This window comes from Thalassotalea atypica (genome assembly GCF_030295975.1).
Lineage (GTDB): Bacteria > Pseudomonadota > Gammaproteobacteria > Enterobacterales > Alteromonadaceae > Thalassotalea_F > Thalassotalea_F atypica.
On the sequence record NZ_AP027364.1, the window covers coordinates 419,615 to 435,179 of the forward strand.

Below are 15,565 nucleotides of genomic sequence, written 5' to 3' on the forward strand. Positions count from 1 at the left end.
AAGGCTTAATAGTGCGGTGGAGGTGGCTCGATCTCAACTTGAGTATCAGGCGAGGTCGTGGACTCTTTGATCCGCGCTGCAATTAAACGCATGTTTTCTTTGAGTTCAGCTAACTGTGCTTGGTGAATGGTGAGTTCTTGATTCAGTTGTTCAATAACATCATCTTGAAACGCATTACGCGCTTCTAATGACTCAAGACGATGTTCGAGTTCGTTTAATGTGTTTAATTCGGCAGCTGCCATAATTCAGCGTATCCTGAAGAGCTTTCGGTAATAATGCTGTTATTATCCCTAAAAGCGGCACTGTACACAACCGCGCCCGCCGGACGAATGTCTTTTCTTGGGGTAACACGCCAGCTTTGAATGCGATCTCCTGTACCAATACTCCATAAACTGATTTTTCTCGTTGGTGCGCCGGTTAATAGCTGTGTGCCATCAGGAGAGAATTGTACAGAGCTAAACACTTCTTGTCGGTTAGTGTATTTTAAATTTTGAATCAATTGACCCGTTTTTAAGTTCCAAATATTCGCATCTTTCTTACTGTCTGCGGTAAATGCATAACGACCTTGAGGATCTAGTGCGACTTTGGTCACCCGACTGGGGTGATTGAATTTATAAATGACCTGTCCGGTCTGCGTATCCCATACATTTGCAATAAAGTCATTGCCGCCAGAAATCGCAATACGACCATTGGGCAGCATATCTACCGAATTAATTTTCTCTGTATGCCCTAAAAACTCGAGGCGCCTGCCATTTCGCATAGTGACATGCACCACCGTGCCATTTGACTTGCCAATTAATAGGTAATTGCCATTGTTCGCGACGGCAATATCTCGAATGTTGGACTCTCTTACTTTCCAATATCCTTCAGAAAGTCCTGTTTCTATATTCCAAAGAGCAAAGCTTTCGCGATTGGCGGTTAATGCGTGGCTATTATTGTCACTGATGTCGATAGCTAGCACTAAATTATCAGCACTGTTTTGTTCTTGTGACCAGGTGAACTTCAAGGCGTTTTTTTGTAAGTCCCAAACACTAATGCCGTGATGGATAGATGAGACGACGCTGAGTGTTGCATCATTAGATATAGTTGCAGCATATGCCCCTTCCGCCGCATGTTGCCAGCGCTCAATTGGTGCATCGCCAGTTGGTTGGCAACCTAGTAAAAAGGTAGCTAAAAGCGGTAAAACGAGCCGATAAATAAAAAGATTACATTTATTCAATATATTTATACTTTTTTCTCTGGGCATTTGTCGTTAGTATAAGTCTTTTTTTACGCGATTAAATAAGATTACTAAAATAATTGCCGGTGAGAAACCTTCGCCAGAAATCTATTTAAGTTATGGAGATATAAATGAAATTGTTTAAACCAGCTATGGTTGCTATTGCACTTGCTACTGTTATGGGTTGTCAGGAACAAGCAAAAACAGAAGAGACTGTTGTTGCAGCCCCAGTTCTAGAAACTGAAATCCAAAAGCAATCATATGGCTTAGGTGCGTCAATTGGTATGTATATGGAGCGTAATTTAGAAGAACATACTAAATTAGGTCTTAACCTAGACAAAGACCTTATCATTAAAGGCTTTATGGAAAGTATTGATGGAAACTCTCAAATTCCTCAAGAAGAAATCCAAGGTTTACTGATGGCACTAGATCAGGAAATGAAAGCTAAACAGCAAGAAAAATTAGCGGCTGAAACTGCAGCAGCTTTAGCTGAAGGTCAACAATACTTAGAGCAAAACGCGAAACTTGAGGGTGTTCAAGTAACTGATTCTGGTATTCAGTATGTTGTTTTGGCGGAAGGTGAAGGCGAAAAGCCGTTAGCGACTGATACTGTTAAAGTACATTACACTGGTTCTTTCATTAATGGTGAAGTTTTCGACAGCTCTGTAGATCGTGGCGAACCAACAACATTCCCACTAAACCGTGTTATCCCGGGTTGGACTGAAGGTGTTCAGTTAATGTCTGTTGGTGCTAAGTACAAATTCACTATTCCCGCAAACCTAGCATACGGTGAAGCAGGTAGCCCTCCGCGCATCCCAGGTAATTCAGTATTGAACTTTGAAGTTGAATTATTAGAGATTCAAAAAGCTGAGCCAGCGCCACAAGTGGGTGCGCAAGCAGCGCAGTAATTAATTAAATAATTTATGATGACAATCAAAAGCGAGCTAGGGCTCGCTTTTTTTATGCCTGCTATTTGACAGAAAATTAAGTAAAATATCGCACATCAATATTCTGATCTTTAAGACACAGTGCAAAAACAATTACTAATTATTGGCTGGGTTTGGCCTGAGCCTAAATCGTCTGCCGCGGGCAGTCGTATGTTGCAACTGATTGAGTGTTTTCAACGAGCTCACTATAGTGTGACGTTTGCGAGCCCTGCTCAACTTACCGAGCATATGGAAGATCTGAATGCGCTTGATATAGCCACTAAAGCGATCACGTTAAATTGCGCTAGCTTTGATGAATTTATTGGTCAATTGGACCCCGATGTGGTGATGTTTGATCGGTACATGATGGAAGAGCAATTTGGCTGGCGTGTTTCGAAAGCATGTCCGAATGCAGTGAGGGTGTTAGACACAGAAGATCTGCAAAGCCTTCGTAATGCACGCCATCAAGCTATTAAGCAACATCAATCGGCAAGTGAAGCGAGCCTTAATACTGAGCTCGCAGTCCGAGAAGTCTCTGCAATTTTCAGAAGCGATTTAAGCATTATGATTTCTCCCGAAGAAATAAATCTTCTTGAGCAACATTATAGGGTTGATCCTAGTTTACTTGTCTATAGTCCGTTTATGTTTGAGCCAGCGGTGTTGGATCAGGAAACGCCTTGTTTTGACGAGCGTCAGCATTTTATTTCGATCGGTAATTTTCGTCACGCGCCTAACTGGGACGCCGTTTTATTGCTCAAGCAAAAACTGTGGCCGTTAATTAGAAAAAAACTGCCACAGGCACAGCTCCATATTTATGGTGCATATCCGCCGAAAAAGGCCACGGATTTACATGATGAAAAGTCTGGGTTTTTAGTTAAAGGCTGGGTTGATGATGCATTACTTGCTATGAAAAATGCAAAAGTGTGTATAGCACCACTGCGGTTTGGTGCTGGCATTAAAGGTAAGTTAGCTGAGGCTATGTACTGCGGTACTCCTTCGGTCACAACGGAGATAGGGGCTGAGGGTATGCATACGGAGCACCCATGGGCAGGTGCGGTAAATGATGATATTAATGCGATGGCAGATCAGGCGATTCAATTGTATCAAGACCAACACGTATGGAATAACGCGAGCGCTTTAGGGAAAGTGAACGCTCACTTGTTGTTTGATTTAGAGCAACATAGCGATGTGCTAATTAAAGCATTTGAACATGTCACTGATAACCTAGCTCAGCACAGGGCTAATAACTTTACTGGTGCGATGTTAAATCATCACTCGCACCGAAGTACGCAGTTTATGTCTCAATGGATAGAAGCTAAAAATAAGTTAGAGAATGAACATAACGGCGAGCGTGAATAACACAATTCCAGACAGCTTTTCAGTGTAGGGCAATATTTTACTTAGTGTTGTAAAGCTGTTGTGCCGGCTTATACATGATCCATGATGCCAGCACATATTTATCATTAGAAACAGGAGTTATGCCTCTGTGTGTGTGGGTAAACGTGCAAGGCGATAGCACAATACTGCCTTTTGTCGGTTTAATTCTGGCTTGCTGGTAGATAAACTCAGTTTCCCCTCCTTGCTCAACATCATTCAAATAAACTAGCCACAATAATGTTCGATGTAAGCTTTTTTGTGCTCCATCAGAAGGGTGAGGATAATGCTCGGAGTGCCAATGATTAAAGTTGCCAGAGTTTTGAGGATACTTTTGTAAATTGATCTCATCAAAACAAAAAATGCTGCCTATAACACTACTTAGTGATTCATCACTCATTTGTGGAATATCTTCAACCGTCAGAGCTTTAGTTTTTTTTGTGTTATTGTCGATAAAACTGGGTGAAAGCGCGCCAATCAAAAAGTGCGGGTAGGCTCGAACGTATTGAGTCAGTGCTTGGCGCATCGTATTTGTAATCGACAAATGCTCATTTTTCCAATGGGCTAACGTGGATAGATGTAAATCTATACTGTTTTTTTTACTTCGGTCTACGCCAGAGCCTATACGCCCTTGTGTTACATTTTCGTCTTTCTCAAACTTTGCGATCAGGTTGTCACAAAAATCAGTGGAGAAGGCATTTTTAAATTCGACGATGAAATGTTGCATATAAATGAATTGGCGTAAAAGGGCAATGAGGAAATGTTAACGCTATGTTGCAATCTTTGCTAGGGGCTTGATCAGATAAGTTAGTAACTTATCTGATCATATTGTAATAAGTGCAAACTACAAGGCAATCATAAGGACTGTTCTAGCAGGTGAGCAAGCCGGACTGATGCTTGAACAATACGCATATTAAGTTTTTTGGAATAAACCGTTTGATAGTTGTCAGCAAGCACTAAAGGCTGTTGGTTTATACGCTGGCAATTGCCGTGATGCATCCTGCAATAGCTTAATCCTTCGCTTATTGTCAGTTTCAACGATTCGTTGGCCCAATCTATGACAGTTGATTGTTGCCAACTTTCTATTTGTTTACTCTCTTTGCTCTTTTTCAGCTGGCTTTGCAATGTCGTAAATAAGTACTGGTAGCGCATTTTATGGTCTTTGGTGTCAATTTGACGAGACAACAAACATTGATCCCAAAGCCAATGCATATTGGTACATTTACCGTCATGAGACTTCACTTTTGTTTTGTTGCCGCCCAAATCATTGGCATAGCTGACATGCAAGGGTTGATGAATATCAGCTACCCAATGACTTAAAAACATAACTGCTTCCAGCTTTTCTTTGCTATTTGATAATGACATCAATTGTTGTTGATGAAATGGGATAGCCTGCGTAATACAGTTTTTCCGACAGCTTTCTTCGCTTATTGAGCTTTGACCTCTATTGATATTAATGTAATGCCATTTCTTATATTGCTGATACTTTGGAAGATTTTTAATCATATCTGGCCATGTACATGCATTAGCGAAACTCATGGGTGCCAGTTTTTTACGGTAGTTATATTGATTAAGTTCTACTAACGAACGTTTATCAACAGCGCTCAACAAATGATCAAGCTTAGCTTTGGTGGCAGAGGTCAATTGTTGGTATGTTAAGTCGCATGTGAGTTGATGGCCAAGTTTCCCTAAAGCGTAACTTGAGGTTGAAACAAATAAAAAGAGAGTAGATAAAAGGGTGATTCGAAATGTCATATTTAGTACAAAGCTAGTGTGAGCTCATGGCATTGGAGTTTAATAACGACATTCTATCGAGCAATTCTTCTGGTGGCGAGCAACATCACTTTGCTCACAAAAACTTGTGACAAAGTAATGTATGCGCTCAAGTCATGCTTTGAAGTTAGTTGCTTGATGAAACGTAAATAACTTTAGGGGTTTCTGACTTATCTTGATGATTTAGGGCAACATCTTTAATGGTCACAGAAGGGGTAACTCTGTTTTTGATGTTGCTGTATTTATTCAAATATTCATAGGTATCATTTGCTTCATACTTATACGCAAATTTCGCCATCGACAAGCCATTGCAAGTGAAGTTGTTAACAACTTGGTACTGATTTGCCGACTTATTACGTCTGATAGTTGACTTCAATTTTCTGCTGTCGTTAGAGCCTGCACTCACGCACATTTTTGTGGCTAAACTGTTATCTGTACCAATGAATTTATATTGTTGAGCAAACGCACTGCTGCTAATGCCTATGCTAAGTGCCAATATTGATGAGGTTAATGTAGTTAGTGTACGCATGAGTAAACTCCTTTAAAAAATTTTATCCTATTAACGCTCGGGGACGTCCTCAAAACAGCCTGCTTACTTATTTAAAATCAGAGAAAATACCGTTCCAACTAAAGCCATTCCATTTGCTTGTATATAGTTATATCAAAAAAGATTTTTCAGCTTTTGTCAGTAATGTTTTATTAGATGAGTATTTGTAAATAACTTTATTTTTTATTGTTAACTTATTGTATTTAAAGGGTAATGTTTATGGCTTTGTAGGTGGTAATAAAACGCATTTAATGCTTGTTTAGGAGTTTACATGATAAAAAATGGTGAAGAGTTTTAAATGTAAGTGCATCAAATGTCAATTATTTGCAAAGTTGTTGCTAAGCATGTGATTGGTCCTACCTTGTGACATTTGGACACATTTGTTCAACAGGATAACGCTCTATATTATTGCCAATAATTCAAAGGTGTTGTAGAAATACACTATATTAGTGAGTGTTAACGCACATCTAGTCGAATGACTTAGGCGTGCCTTATCATCTATTAGCTTTAAAAAGGATTTCCATGGCTAGCTCTTTGTTTAAGAAAGTTCTCACATTTACCTTGGCGTTGTGCCTGTATAGCTGTGGTTCAGGCGACGGAGGCAGTAATCCTGTTTGTGGCTGTTCACCACCATTGCCTTTATATGAATATGAGATGCCGGCGTCGCAAAATGACGGTTGGTCGGTTGGGCATGCAGGTGATACTGGCTTAAACATTCAATTAATCACGCAGTTAGTCAATGACATCACTCAAGGAAAATACGTTAATATCGACGGCATAGTCATAGCTAAGCAAGGGCAGTTGGTCTTTGAGCATTACTTTAATGGCTTTCACGCTAATCGTCCTCATCAGCTTCAATCAGCGAGCAAAAGTATCGGTTCGCTGCTAACCGGAATACTGCTCGATCAGCAATCCACTCTAAGTGTTGATGAGAAAATCCAAGGTTACTTTCCACAACATCAAGACTTAGTATGGGACAATGATAAATCTGACATCACCATTGAGCATTTATTAACAATGAGCGCAGGGTTTGATTGCTTTGAAGGAACTCAGCCACAAAAAGCTTGTGATGGCGGTCAGCTTAATGCCAGTGGAAATTGGAGTCGTTATACCTTGGCTGCTAATATGGCATTTGCGCCCGGCAGTCAATGGCGCTATTTTACAGGCATACCGATTTTACTACATGAAATTATTGAGCAGCAATCACAATTAGCGCTTGCGAAGTTTTCTCAGGATTATCTATTTACACCGCTGCAAATAGATGATGCAACGTGGTCACATTCACCGAGCGACGAAGCGCTGGCGTTGGAAATGACACCGCGTTCGATGGCCAAATTAGGTCAACTTTTTCTTAATCAAGGCCAATGGTTAAACCAACAGGTAATTAGTCAATCTTGGCTTGAACAGTCTTTAATTCCGCGTTTTACTATTGATGACCAACTGGATTATGGCTATTTGTGGTATCAAGACAAATGGTTCGTGAATGAGCAATTGATTGATACCTATCAAGCGTTAGGTGATGGCGAGCAAAAAATTATTTTTATACCCATGCTTGATATGGTGATTGCTTTTACAACCAGTAACTACAGTTTTGCTGACAATAGCGTACATGGACAAACTAGTGAAATCATTGAACAATACATTATTCCGGCTATTCTGAATCAATAGGTGGAAAAATGAATGATCATCAAGTGCAAGCTTATATGCTTGCGAAGCCAGAAACGCAGTTAGATTATCCCTTCGGTGAAGATGTCAAAGTTTTCAAGGTTAAAAACAAGATGTTTGCGACCTTAGCACTTGGTAAAGGCACTGAGAAAGATACCGACGGTAAGATGGCCGGATTTTACTGTATGAACTTAAAGTGTGATCCTGATGAAGCGGCGATGTTACGCGATATTTTTCCTGCGGTGATCCCGGGTTATCACATGAATAAAGCGCAATGGAACACGATCATTCTTGATGGCTCAATTCCACATGGTGAGCTTGAACGTATGATTGATAATTCATATATGCTGGTGGTCAGTAAAATGACCAAGAAAGACCAAGCATCCATCTTGGTGCATTTATCAATTTAATATGTTTAAAGGTTGTCTCTTTCTAATAATCATTCGAATTTAATAATAGCATTTCATAAAACGCTAACGCGGCACTTCCTGTTTTGCTTCCTTTAGGCAATGTAATATGCAAAGGTACTTGATATTTTTCATTTTGTTCAATTTTGATTACTTTTAATTTTTCGCTGTTTTGCTGTTTTAAAATATGTTCAGGTAAGCGACAAAACCCAAGTCCATGCTTAATTGCTCTTACGGCATGATCAAAGTTATCCACGGTGATTCTTTGGTTTGCCTTTAGCCATCCAACATCTTTAGTGTTGTTATTTAATTGCTCTCCGCCTAAATCCCGTATAACTATTTGACAATGATTAACTAAATCTGACATGCAAATTGATTTCAATTTGGCAAGAGGATGATTATTGGATACTACTGGAATCATATTCGTTAGAGAAAATACCTGCGCTGGATAGTTTGTTATTGGCAGCGTTATGATTGAAACATCAGCTTTCTTACTTGTGACCATGTTAGTGGTTTTAGATAGAGATGTTTCAAGAACATGTATTGATGTAGTGGAGTTAATTGTTAAAAATTCTTTCATTGGTTGATAAATTAAGGAAGGCTCGCATAGGTGATCCATTGAAACTATAATTTCAGATTCAACACCTTTGGATAGTTGGTGACTTATTTCTTCTATATCTCTAGCTTGCTCAATCATACTTGTTGCTCTTCTGAGTAAAGATTTAGCATGATTCGTTAGCACTGAGCGCCGCCCATTTATTTCAAGCAGTTTTACATCTAATTGTGTTTCCAATTTTTTAATGGAATAAATTAACGTCGTGTGACTTTTGTTGAGCAACAAAGCCGCTGCTTGAATACTTCCTGCTTTATCAACTTCTTGTAATGTAACCCATTGTTCAAGAGTACTCTTTAATCTCATATATAACCTGTCAGTTTTTTGAACATAAAGTGGTAAAATTATGAACTTTATTGTGCATTTATTTTAGTTAATAATTTCAACAATAGAAACCAATACACAAAAAGTATCATTACTGGAGACTAAACAATGAAGCTATTACAAGTTGATTTTGATTATCAAGGACCAATGGGGGAAGAAATGTCAAATGCCCTTGTTGAACTGGCTGAGTCTATTAACAAAGAAGAAGGCTTAATTTGGAAAATTTGGACAGAAAATGTGTCTAGAAAGCTTGGTGGTGGAATTTATCTATTTCAAAATGAACAAAGTGCCCAAAATTATCTAAAAATGCATTCAAGTCGGTTAAAGGAAATGGGGGTAAAGGAAGTTAGAGGTATTATTTTTGATGTGAATTTACCATTAACTGAAATTAACCAGGGTCCTGTATTTCAAGAAGGTAATTAACATATGAGTAATCAAACATTTTTCACGGTTCATGGAACGATCTACTTAGTTTTTGCTTTAGCATTATTTTTTCTACCTACACAAATTTGGCCTATGTATGGATTGGAAATCAATGATAAGTACGCCAACTTTTTATCACAACATACAAGTATATTTTTAGGTGGATTAGCTGCTGTTAGTTTATTTCTGAGGAAGGTTAGTGATAAAGACGCAGTTGGTCAGCTTTTAAAAGCTTTGATAGTTACAAACTTGCTTGGCGCAGTAATAACTATCTATGCAGGAATAGTTGGTATTTTTGTTGGATTTGGCTGGAGTGACCCCGCTTTCTTCTTAATATTAACAATCTTAAGTTCTTTGCAATTAAAGAGGCATAATATCTAAGAAAGCTATATAGGGTGAATCTAAAAATCTCACCCTAGAAATTTTTATGTGATGCTATAAAAATAAATTAATTCTTGCCAGATTTAACTTTGTTTTAATTTCTATTTGTATTTCAATAAAACTATCTTAAACAACATTAAATTATGAAGAGAATAATTTTCAGCCTTATAACCTTTCGAAATAAATATGGGGTTATAGTTGCTAATTATTAAGGTGCAGTGGAACACCGTTATTTTAGATGGCTCAATTCCACAAGGTGAAATAGAGAGGATGATGGGTAATTCGTATATGTTGGTGGTTAGTAAAATGACCAAGAAAGATCAGTAATCAATATGGGTGCATTTGTGATTACTGTCATTTACTTGTAAGTAAAAGTTCATCTTACTGCATTGTATTTACCACGAAGCAATGAGTGATTTTATCTGCTTAAACTCTTTTTCCATTTGTGTTGCATCTTCATATATTGAAATTTTTGTCAATCCAGCTAAGAAAATATTAAAGATAATATTGGCTTTCTGTGACGGTTCTTTAAGACCTTTAATGGTAAGTTGTGCAGTAAAAAAACCGAGTAACATTTGTTCAAATTCAGTATAAGCAGCTACTAATTGCTTATCTGCTTTTAAGTCGCCATATATACTATTTAAGATAAAGCAACCATTGTGACGTACGTCCGCAGAGTCACATGATATGAAAGCCTTAAAAAACTTTTCTAAGCCAGATTTTTCTTCTAATAAACTTTGTGTTAACTGTTCAACAAATAGTAAATATTGTTGCAAGCACAAACTGAATATATTTTTTTTGTCACCAAAGCTATGGATTAAACTTCTGCCACTTAATCCTGTTTTTTTTTGTAAATCTCTTATGGAGGTATTGTCATATCCTGCCTTCCAAAATGCCCGCAAACAGGATTCTAATACTTGATCTTTATCGAAAGTTATTGTTCTGCCCATGGCTTTTTTTACTAAAACTGAAAGGTTTATCATTAATAGTGATTACTTTACTACAACGTTCGTTGTAATAAAAATCAGTTTTGGTTATATTTATATTGAAACAACTGTTGCAGTATAAATATATTACAAGGAATTAAGTTAATGAAATTAAAAGTCGGCGAAATATTGGAAAACATTAAACTTCCCAATATTGATGGAAATTCGTTTGAATTGGAGTCATTAAAAGGCAAAAAAGTACTAATATCATTTCATCGATTTGCAACTTGTCCTTTCTGCAATTTGCATATTCATCAATTAGTTAAGAATTTTGATTCCTTTGCTGATGACTTTGCCATTGTTGCAATTTTTGACTCTCCTCTTAACCATTTACAAACACATGCAGAAAGCCATCATGCACCTTTTGCTATTTTGGCTGATGATAGCAATGTTTATTATCAAAGATTTAATGTTGAACGTTCAGTTTTAAAAACAATCAAAGGTTTCATTAAACGGTTTCCTACTCTTATATATGCGATGTTTATAAAAGGGTATTGGCCATTTCCAATTAAGGGCAATATATTTTCTATGCCTTTGGAGATACTCCTGGATAGAGACGGGCGTATTGAGCATATCCATAAAGGTAAAGACGAAGGTGATCACATTCCATTGGAGGACATTAAAAATTTTTCTAAATATGGTTCAACACCTATAAGAGGTAAAGACAAATAAATTTTTATGGGTATGTATGCTTTAATCTATGGGTATATTGATACACATGAATAAGGCACAATGGAATACTGTGATTTTGGATGACCCAATCCCTCAAGGTGAAATTGAGCGCATGATAGATAAGTCTTACATGCTGGTGGTCAGTAAAATGACCAAGAAGGATCAGTCATCATTCTTGGTTCATCTTTTTAATGAATTACTAATTATTGAACCATCAATACGTTGAGTTAATAATTATGCCACTCATGTGAACTTTTCTTATCTCTTAAACGTAATAAATAGGTAATAACCATAGGTGAGATAGTTGCTCTGATACTTTATGTAGTACTTTGAGTTGAACTTGAAAAATAAGCTAGGTTAAAAGTAGTTTGTTGTAAGTTCAAAATACCATCTTAGAAGAGGAACCTTTGTTTTAACCCATGTATGAGTAGAAGTAAACTTATGCTTATTAAAGCTCTGTTTACACTAATGATTTCATTTTTTCAGCAAGTATTTATCCCCTGGTCTATTGGACAACATATGGCAAAGTCTTCAGCGCTAAACATGGTAAAACCGTATCATTATGTGATTGATTTGACCGACGATGATGAAGACATATTATGGCGTTCAACTAATGATGGCGTGATGGGTGGGAAGTCAAAGGGACAGATAGTGATCAATAACGGTATCTGTATGTTTACGGGTAATCTTTCTATAGAAAACAATGGGGGCTTTAGTTCTATTTACCGAAATCTAGAACCGCTTCCTGTAGGCCTTGATACCATAGAAATATGTGTAGCTGGAGATGGTTTAGTGTATCAACTTAGAGTAATTGTTTACATTAATGGTTACCGATTAGCCTACAAGTATGATTTTCAGACAACCGAAGGCGAAAAAAGTCGCGTATGTATTAAGTTGAATGATTTCAAGGCAACCTTTCGAGGTAGAAGTATTACTGACGCGCCGCAATTAACTTCCGAGCAAATTCGACAAATTGGTTTCTTAGTGACCAATAAAGCCCCTGTTGCTTTCTCATTATCGCTATTTCAAGTAGACATTTACCGCCAATATGAGGTGTAAGTCGATGAATAAAATAAGCCCTAAAGCTTTACTTCACAGTAAGTGGAGTAAAGTTCATATCACCCATAAAGAAAAACACTTTACAGTCACTAAAGTGAAATTTAACGAAAAACAGCAAGTGATACTGTGTGTAATTGAAGCCGTGATCAGCAAAAAAGAATACACGATTAACTGGCGCGACCTAAAGGTCAGTGAAGAATGGGTGATAGGATGGAAATAATCCGCCTTTTTGTTCAGCTTTCATGCATTATCAGTATTTGTAATATTACTTGGTTGTTGTATTAATACTTACCAACTTACCAACTTACCAACTTACCAACTTACCAACTTACCAACTTACCAACTTACCAACTTACCAACTTATCTTCTTCCCTTGCCAGTCGAGGTAACTTAATTGGCCATCAATATCTTTATCATTAACAATATCGAGCAACTGTTGAGCGACAAATTTAGTGGTGAATATCTTGTTATCTGGAACGTTTTTTTGAAATGGTTTTGATAGTTTTGTGTCTGTTGTACCTGGGTGAAAGGCTATAAGTTTTATGTTCTTAGCCCTTCGTGCAAGTTCAATTGCTGCGGTTTTCAACATCATGTTCAAGGCTGCTTTAGAAGCACGATAACTGTACCAACCACCTAAATTATTATCACTAATGCTACCTATACGAGCGCTAAATACGGTTATCTTGCAAGGGTGTTTATGTGTTAATTTTGGCGTTAGATATTTTATCCATAACAAGGGGGTTAATGCATTAATTTTAAGTACAGTTTCAAATGATGCTGCGTTGATGCTTTCTAAGCATTTTTCAGGCTGTAAAACATCATTATGTAAAATACCATGGCAAATGAATACACGAGTAATCGGGCTTTTATTGTTGTTTTCAATGGCGCTAACCGCATGTTCGATTGTTTTTTCGGAATAATCACTTACTTGAATTTTCTGGGCGCCAAGGTAGTTACCGCTGCAATATGTCTCTAGTTTTCGGCTAATTAAAATAAGGTGTTGTTCACCGTGTATCAGAAGCTCCGTACTGATTGCTTGGGCAATGGCACTATTTGCGCCGATGATTAGCGTTCGTTGATTTTTCAAAACATGCTCCTGATTGACATACAGCTGATTCCAACTTAAATACTTTCGCAATAGCACTAGAGATAGGGTGCCTGTACTTTGCTATCAGTAAATAAACCCAATGACTCAGCGTCTTAAGTATTGGCCAGTTTAATGGGGCTACCCAAAAACCTTTACCGACAAGAGTCCATGCTCGATGAGTTACTTCAAGACCGAGTAAAAAATGTCCTTGATAAGTACCATGCAAAATTTGCATTGCGCGATGAATATTAATGCTTGGATATAACTTGCTGAAATTCTTGCTGTGAAGGTTAACAAGCTTGATATTATTATTTTCATCATGCTTTTTTAGATGACTCATTTCAGCGCTACAAAGCGGACAATTACCGTCGTAAAATATAATCAGCATAATGTTCCCAAAGTTAATACTTAATTAAAACCAAAAGATAATCGCTATCATATGTAATAAAACTACTACACTGGTCAGCCAAAACCGCATGCTCATATATTGCCTGTTTAAGGCTTTATCATGCCTAATAGAACGCTCAAATAAGAAGATAAAGAGGTAGCTTGTTGCAAGTATCCATAATGCTAACCAAAAATCAGTGAGCAGTGTAAAACAGGCTATTAAACTGAAAAGGTTACTGATTATTTGCGTTTTGCCTCGCTTTGTTTTTTGGTCAATTCGCCAAAGTGAACCGGCAATAAAACTTAATATAATGGCGCTGTAATAAATAAATGACTGTTTGGCAACAAGCTGTAGCTCAGGGATAAAAAGGCTTATTACCATGCAAGTAAAAAAGGGGAGCAAACCCATATAACCGAGAATTTGCCACAGTTTTACAACATTATTGGTTTTTTTTTCAGGCAACATAAGCATCGCTGCCATCTAGATTGAGCTTTTGTTGAAGCTGGTTAGGTTTAGCGTAACTAAAGATAGCGAAGATCGTTTGATTCTGCTGGCTATTAGTACCTATTAAGTTTGCACTTTTTACACCGAGTAAACTATTAATCAAATGTGCTCTATAGTCAGGTTCCATGCAACGAGTGTCGTCTTTTGTAATGTGTCTCAAATCAATTGCCTTAAAGTTATCGGATGTTAAAAGCTTAACCATATTGATGTTACGAACATAAAGTCACTAAAGATCAATGTGAGTGTTTTTGTTTCTTAACAACGGTGCACAGCTACATGTAAATCCTAAAAACGCTATATGGCGGAATTGTTTGCTATGAAAAGAATAATGGGTATTTTCTTTATGTGAAGGAGAGCTTAAGTGTCTTATTAAAAAGTGTTGACTTAGGTTTTAGTTTATTAAGTGAAATATCAGTAATGACCAAGAAAGAAAAAACACCTATCTTGGTACATCTAGAAACAAAGTAAACAAGTTAAGATTTTAAATAGCTTCTTAACTTATTGAGTGCAGCCACAGAAAAACCCTCATCATAAAAATACAAGATCAGACCGTTTTCATCTAACAGTACAACTCTGGCATTGTTGGGGTTTTCATTCCCGGTAAATTCTTGAACCCTCTCCCCATCTTCATAAACGGTAATAACTCCTTTCCATAGCGCTTTAGGTATACCTTTGCGCATCCCGTTATCAATCATAGTACTGAACATTTTTGGAAATAGTCCTTGAATAGTAGGAATTTCAAAAACATCAATCTTAGTTTCCGTCATGTCTAATGCAATTAACCACCTGTCTATATCAAATTGTGAATTCTGCTTATACCCAACTAGCAATAGCGTAAAGTCACTTTTAAAAAATGCAGGAATATTAATTGTTTCTTGTTCAAGATTTTGCCCACTTACTGAGATAAAGGTTTTTCCAGTAACATTTTGATTTGCATAATTTGTCGCACACCCAGTGACGAGTAAAAGTGAAATAACTAATAATAAAATTCGCATTGATAACATCTCTGTATTTGATAGTTACCCTTAATACGAACTACAAAATATTTAGATCATCGCTATGATTATTATTTAACTTTCCGAATGGTTTACGTTGATGGCTCATGTAAAAATCTAACAAATATGGTTTATTGTGGTAACCAAAAAGGTCTTTATGAATTAATCCCGCAAGGCTAAATTGAGCAGGTGATAGCTAATTGGCGTAAGCTAGTAGCCAGA

General features: G+C 37.2%; 22 protein-coding genes and 1 pseudogene. 11 read left to right on the forward strand and 12 right to left on the reverse strand.

Annotated elements, in window-relative coordinates:
• Positions 1-5: 5 nt before the first annotated feature.
• Together QUE03_RS01955 and QUE03_RS01960 are read right to left on the reverse strand one after the other, a co-directional pair.
• Positions 6-242: a SlyX family protein gene (locus QUE03_RS01955; RefSeq protein ID WP_286264549.1), complete on the reverse strand. Its 237-nt coding sequence runs from the start codon at positions 240-242 to the stop codon at positions 6-8.
• The gene (locus QUE03_RS01960; RefSeq protein WP_286264550.1) at positions 224-1,219 is read right to left on the reverse strand and encodes a WD40 repeat domain-containing protein; all 996 of its coding nucleotides are present in this window, start codon (positions 1,217-1,219) and stop codon (positions 224-226) included. Before QUE03_RS01960 ends, QUE03_RS01955 begins: the two co-directional genes overlap by 19 nt.
• Before the next feature lie 131 nt (positions 1,220-1,350).
• On the opposite strand from QUE03_RS01960, the gene fkpA reads away from it, so the two are divergent.
• Together fkpA and QUE03_RS01970 are read left to right on the forward strand one after the other, a co-directional pair.
• A complete protein-coding gene (gene fkpA / locus QUE03_RS01965; RefSeq protein WP_286264551.1) occupies positions 1,351-2,127 on the forward strand; it encodes an FKBP-type peptidyl-prolyl cis-trans isomerase in 777 nt (258 codons plus the stop codon).
• A gap of 120 nt (positions 2,128-2,247) precedes the next feature.
• The gene (locus QUE03_RS01970) at positions 2,248-3,504 is read left to right on the forward strand and encodes a glycosyltransferase (RefSeq protein WP_286264552.1); all 1,257 of its coding nucleotides are present in this window, start codon (positions 2,248-2,250) and stop codon (positions 3,502-3,504) included.
• Between the two features lie 37 nt (positions 3,505-3,541).
• On the opposite strand, the gene QUE03_RS01975 is transcribed toward QUE03_RS01970, so the two are convergent.
• The 3 genes from QUE03_RS01975 to QUE03_RS01985 form a co-directional block, all read right to left on the reverse strand.
• A complete protein-coding gene (locus QUE03_RS01975) occupies positions 3,542-4,246 on the reverse strand; it encodes a 2OG-Fe(II) oxygenase (RefSeq protein ID WP_286264554.1) in 705 nt (234 codons plus the stop codon).
• A 128-nt stretch (positions 4,247-4,374) separates the two neighbouring features.
• Positions 4,375-5,274 carry a S1/P1 nuclease gene (locus tag QUE03_RS01980; protein ID WP_286264556.1) on the reverse strand — a complete coding sequence of 300 codons (900 nt, stop codon included), beginning with the start codon at positions 5,272-5,274 and terminating at the stop codon, positions 4,375-4,377.
• A gap of 145 nt (positions 5,275-5,419) precedes the next feature.
• Complete coding sequence (locus QUE03_RS01985; RefSeq protein WP_286264558.1) at positions 5,420-5,821, reverse strand: DUF3718 domain-containing protein; 402 nt, start codon at positions 5,819-5,821, stop codon at positions 5,420-5,422.
• Between the two features lie 540 nt (positions 5,822-6,361).
• Between QUE03_RS01985 and QUE03_RS01990 the strand changes: the two genes are divergently transcribed.
• Together QUE03_RS01990 and QUE03_RS01995 are read left to right on the forward strand one after the other, a co-directional pair.
• Positions 6,362-7,507: a serine hydrolase domain-containing protein gene (locus tag QUE03_RS01990; RefSeq protein ID WP_286264560.1), complete on the forward strand. Its 1,146-nt coding sequence runs from the start codon at positions 6,362-6,364 to the stop codon at positions 7,505-7,507.
• Between the two features lie 8 nt (positions 7,508-7,515).
• The gene (locus QUE03_RS01995; protein ID WP_286264562.1) at positions 7,516-7,914 is read left to right on the forward strand and encodes an MmcQ/YjbR family DNA-binding protein; all 399 of its coding nucleotides are present in this window, start codon (positions 7,516-7,518) and stop codon (positions 7,912-7,914) included.
• Between the two features lie 22 nt (positions 7,915-7,936).
• Here QUE03_RS01995 and QUE03_RS02000 read toward each other — a convergent pair whose 3' ends face one another.
• On the reverse strand, positions 7,937-8,830 hold the full coding sequence (locus QUE03_RS02000; RefSeq protein WP_286264565.1) for a LysR family transcriptional regulator: 894 nt from the start codon (positions 8,828-8,830) through the stop codon (positions 7,937-7,939).
• A 126-nt stretch (positions 8,831-8,956) separates the two neighbouring features.
• Between QUE03_RS02000 and QUE03_RS02005 the strand changes: the two genes are divergently transcribed.
• From QUE03_RS02005 to QUE03_RS02015, 3 genes and pseudogenes are all read left to right on the forward strand, one after another.
• Positions 8,957-9,271 (forward strand): monooxygenase, encoded by a 315-nt coding sequence (locus tag QUE03_RS02005; protein WP_286264568.1) that lies wholly within the window; start codon positions 8,957-8,959, stop codon positions 9,269-9,271.
• A 3-nt stretch (positions 9,272-9,274) separates the two neighbouring features.
• Positions 9,275-9,652: a hypothetical protein gene (locus QUE03_RS02010; RefSeq protein WP_286264570.1), complete on the forward strand. Its 378-nt coding sequence runs from the start codon at positions 9,275-9,277 to the stop codon at positions 9,650-9,652.
• A 210-nt stretch (positions 9,653-9,862) separates the two neighbouring features.
• A pseudogene (locus tag QUE03_RS02015) lies at positions 9,863-9,979 on the forward strand (MmcQ/YjbR family DNA-binding protein); the annotation flags it as partial.
• A gap of 68 nt (positions 9,980-10,047) precedes the next feature.
• On the opposite strand, the gene QUE03_RS02020 reads toward QUE03_RS02015, so the two are convergent.
• Entirely contained in the window at positions 10,048-10,635 is a 588-nt protein-coding gene (locus QUE03_RS02020; RefSeq protein WP_286264575.1) for a TetR/AcrR family transcriptional regulator, read from the reverse strand.
• 108 nt (positions 10,636-10,743) lie between these two features.
• On the opposite strand from QUE03_RS02020, the gene QUE03_RS02025 reads away from it, so the two are divergent.
• The 4 genes from QUE03_RS02025 to QUE03_RS02040 all read left to right on the forward strand — a co-directional run bounded on the left by QUE03_RS02025 (position 10,744) and on the right by QUE03_RS02040 (position 12,589).
• Positions 10,744-11,310: a peroxiredoxin-like family protein gene (locus QUE03_RS02025; RefSeq protein WP_286264577.1), complete on the forward strand. Its 567-nt coding sequence runs from the start codon at positions 10,744-10,746 to the stop codon at positions 11,308-11,310.
• Positions 11,311-11,356: 46 nt separating this feature from the next.
• Positions 11,357-11,536 (forward strand): MmcQ/YjbR family DNA-binding protein, encoded by a 180-nt coding sequence (locus QUE03_RS02030; RefSeq protein WP_350227393.1) that lies wholly within the window; start codon positions 11,357-11,359, stop codon positions 11,534-11,536.
• A 293-nt stretch (positions 11,537-11,829) separates the two neighbouring features.
• Positions 11,830-12,369, forward strand: coding sequence for a CIA30 family protein (locus QUE03_RS02035; RefSeq protein WP_286264579.1), 540 nt, complete (start codon positions 11,830-11,832; stop codon positions 12,367-12,369).
• 4 nt (positions 12,370-12,373) lie between these two features.
• On the forward strand, positions 12,374-12,589 hold the full coding sequence (locus QUE03_RS02040; RefSeq protein ID WP_286264581.1) for a TIGR02450 family Trp-rich protein: 216 nt from the start codon (positions 12,374-12,376) through the stop codon (positions 12,587-12,589).
• 132 nt (positions 12,590-12,721) lie between these two features.
• Here QUE03_RS02040 and QUE03_RS02045 read toward each other — a convergent pair whose 3' ends face one another.
• The 5 genes from QUE03_RS02045 to QUE03_RS02065 form a co-directional block, all read right to left on the reverse strand.
• Positions 12,722-13,456, reverse strand: coding sequence for an SDR family NAD(P)-dependent oxidoreductase (locus tag QUE03_RS02045; RefSeq protein ID WP_286264584.1), 735 nt, complete (start codon positions 13,454-13,456; stop codon positions 12,722-12,724).
• Positions 13,419-13,844: a thiol-disulfide oxidoreductase DCC family protein gene (locus QUE03_RS02050; RefSeq protein ID WP_286264587.1), complete on the reverse strand. Its 426-nt coding sequence runs from the start codon at positions 13,842-13,844 to the stop codon at positions 13,419-13,421. The genes QUE03_RS02045 and QUE03_RS02050 overlap by 38 nt, the downstream gene beginning before the upstream one ends.
• Positions 13,845-13,868: 24 nt before the next feature.
• Positions 13,869-14,306, reverse strand: a complete 438-nt coding sequence (locus QUE03_RS02055) for a DUF3429 domain-containing protein (RefSeq protein ID WP_286264589.1) — start codon at positions 14,304-14,306, stop codon at positions 13,869-13,871.
• The gene (locus QUE03_RS02060; protein ID WP_286264591.1) at positions 14,299-14,508 is read right to left on the reverse strand and encodes a hypothetical protein; all 210 of its coding nucleotides are present in this window, start codon (positions 14,506-14,508) and stop codon (positions 14,299-14,301) included. Before QUE03_RS02060 ends, QUE03_RS02055 begins: the two co-directional genes overlap by 8 nt.
• Positions 14,509-14,821: 313 nt before the next feature.
• A complete protein-coding gene (locus QUE03_RS02065; protein ID WP_286264593.1) occupies positions 14,822-15,343 on the reverse strand; it encodes a hypothetical protein in 522 nt (173 codons plus the stop codon).
• Positions 15,344-15,565 lie beyond the last annotated feature (222 nt).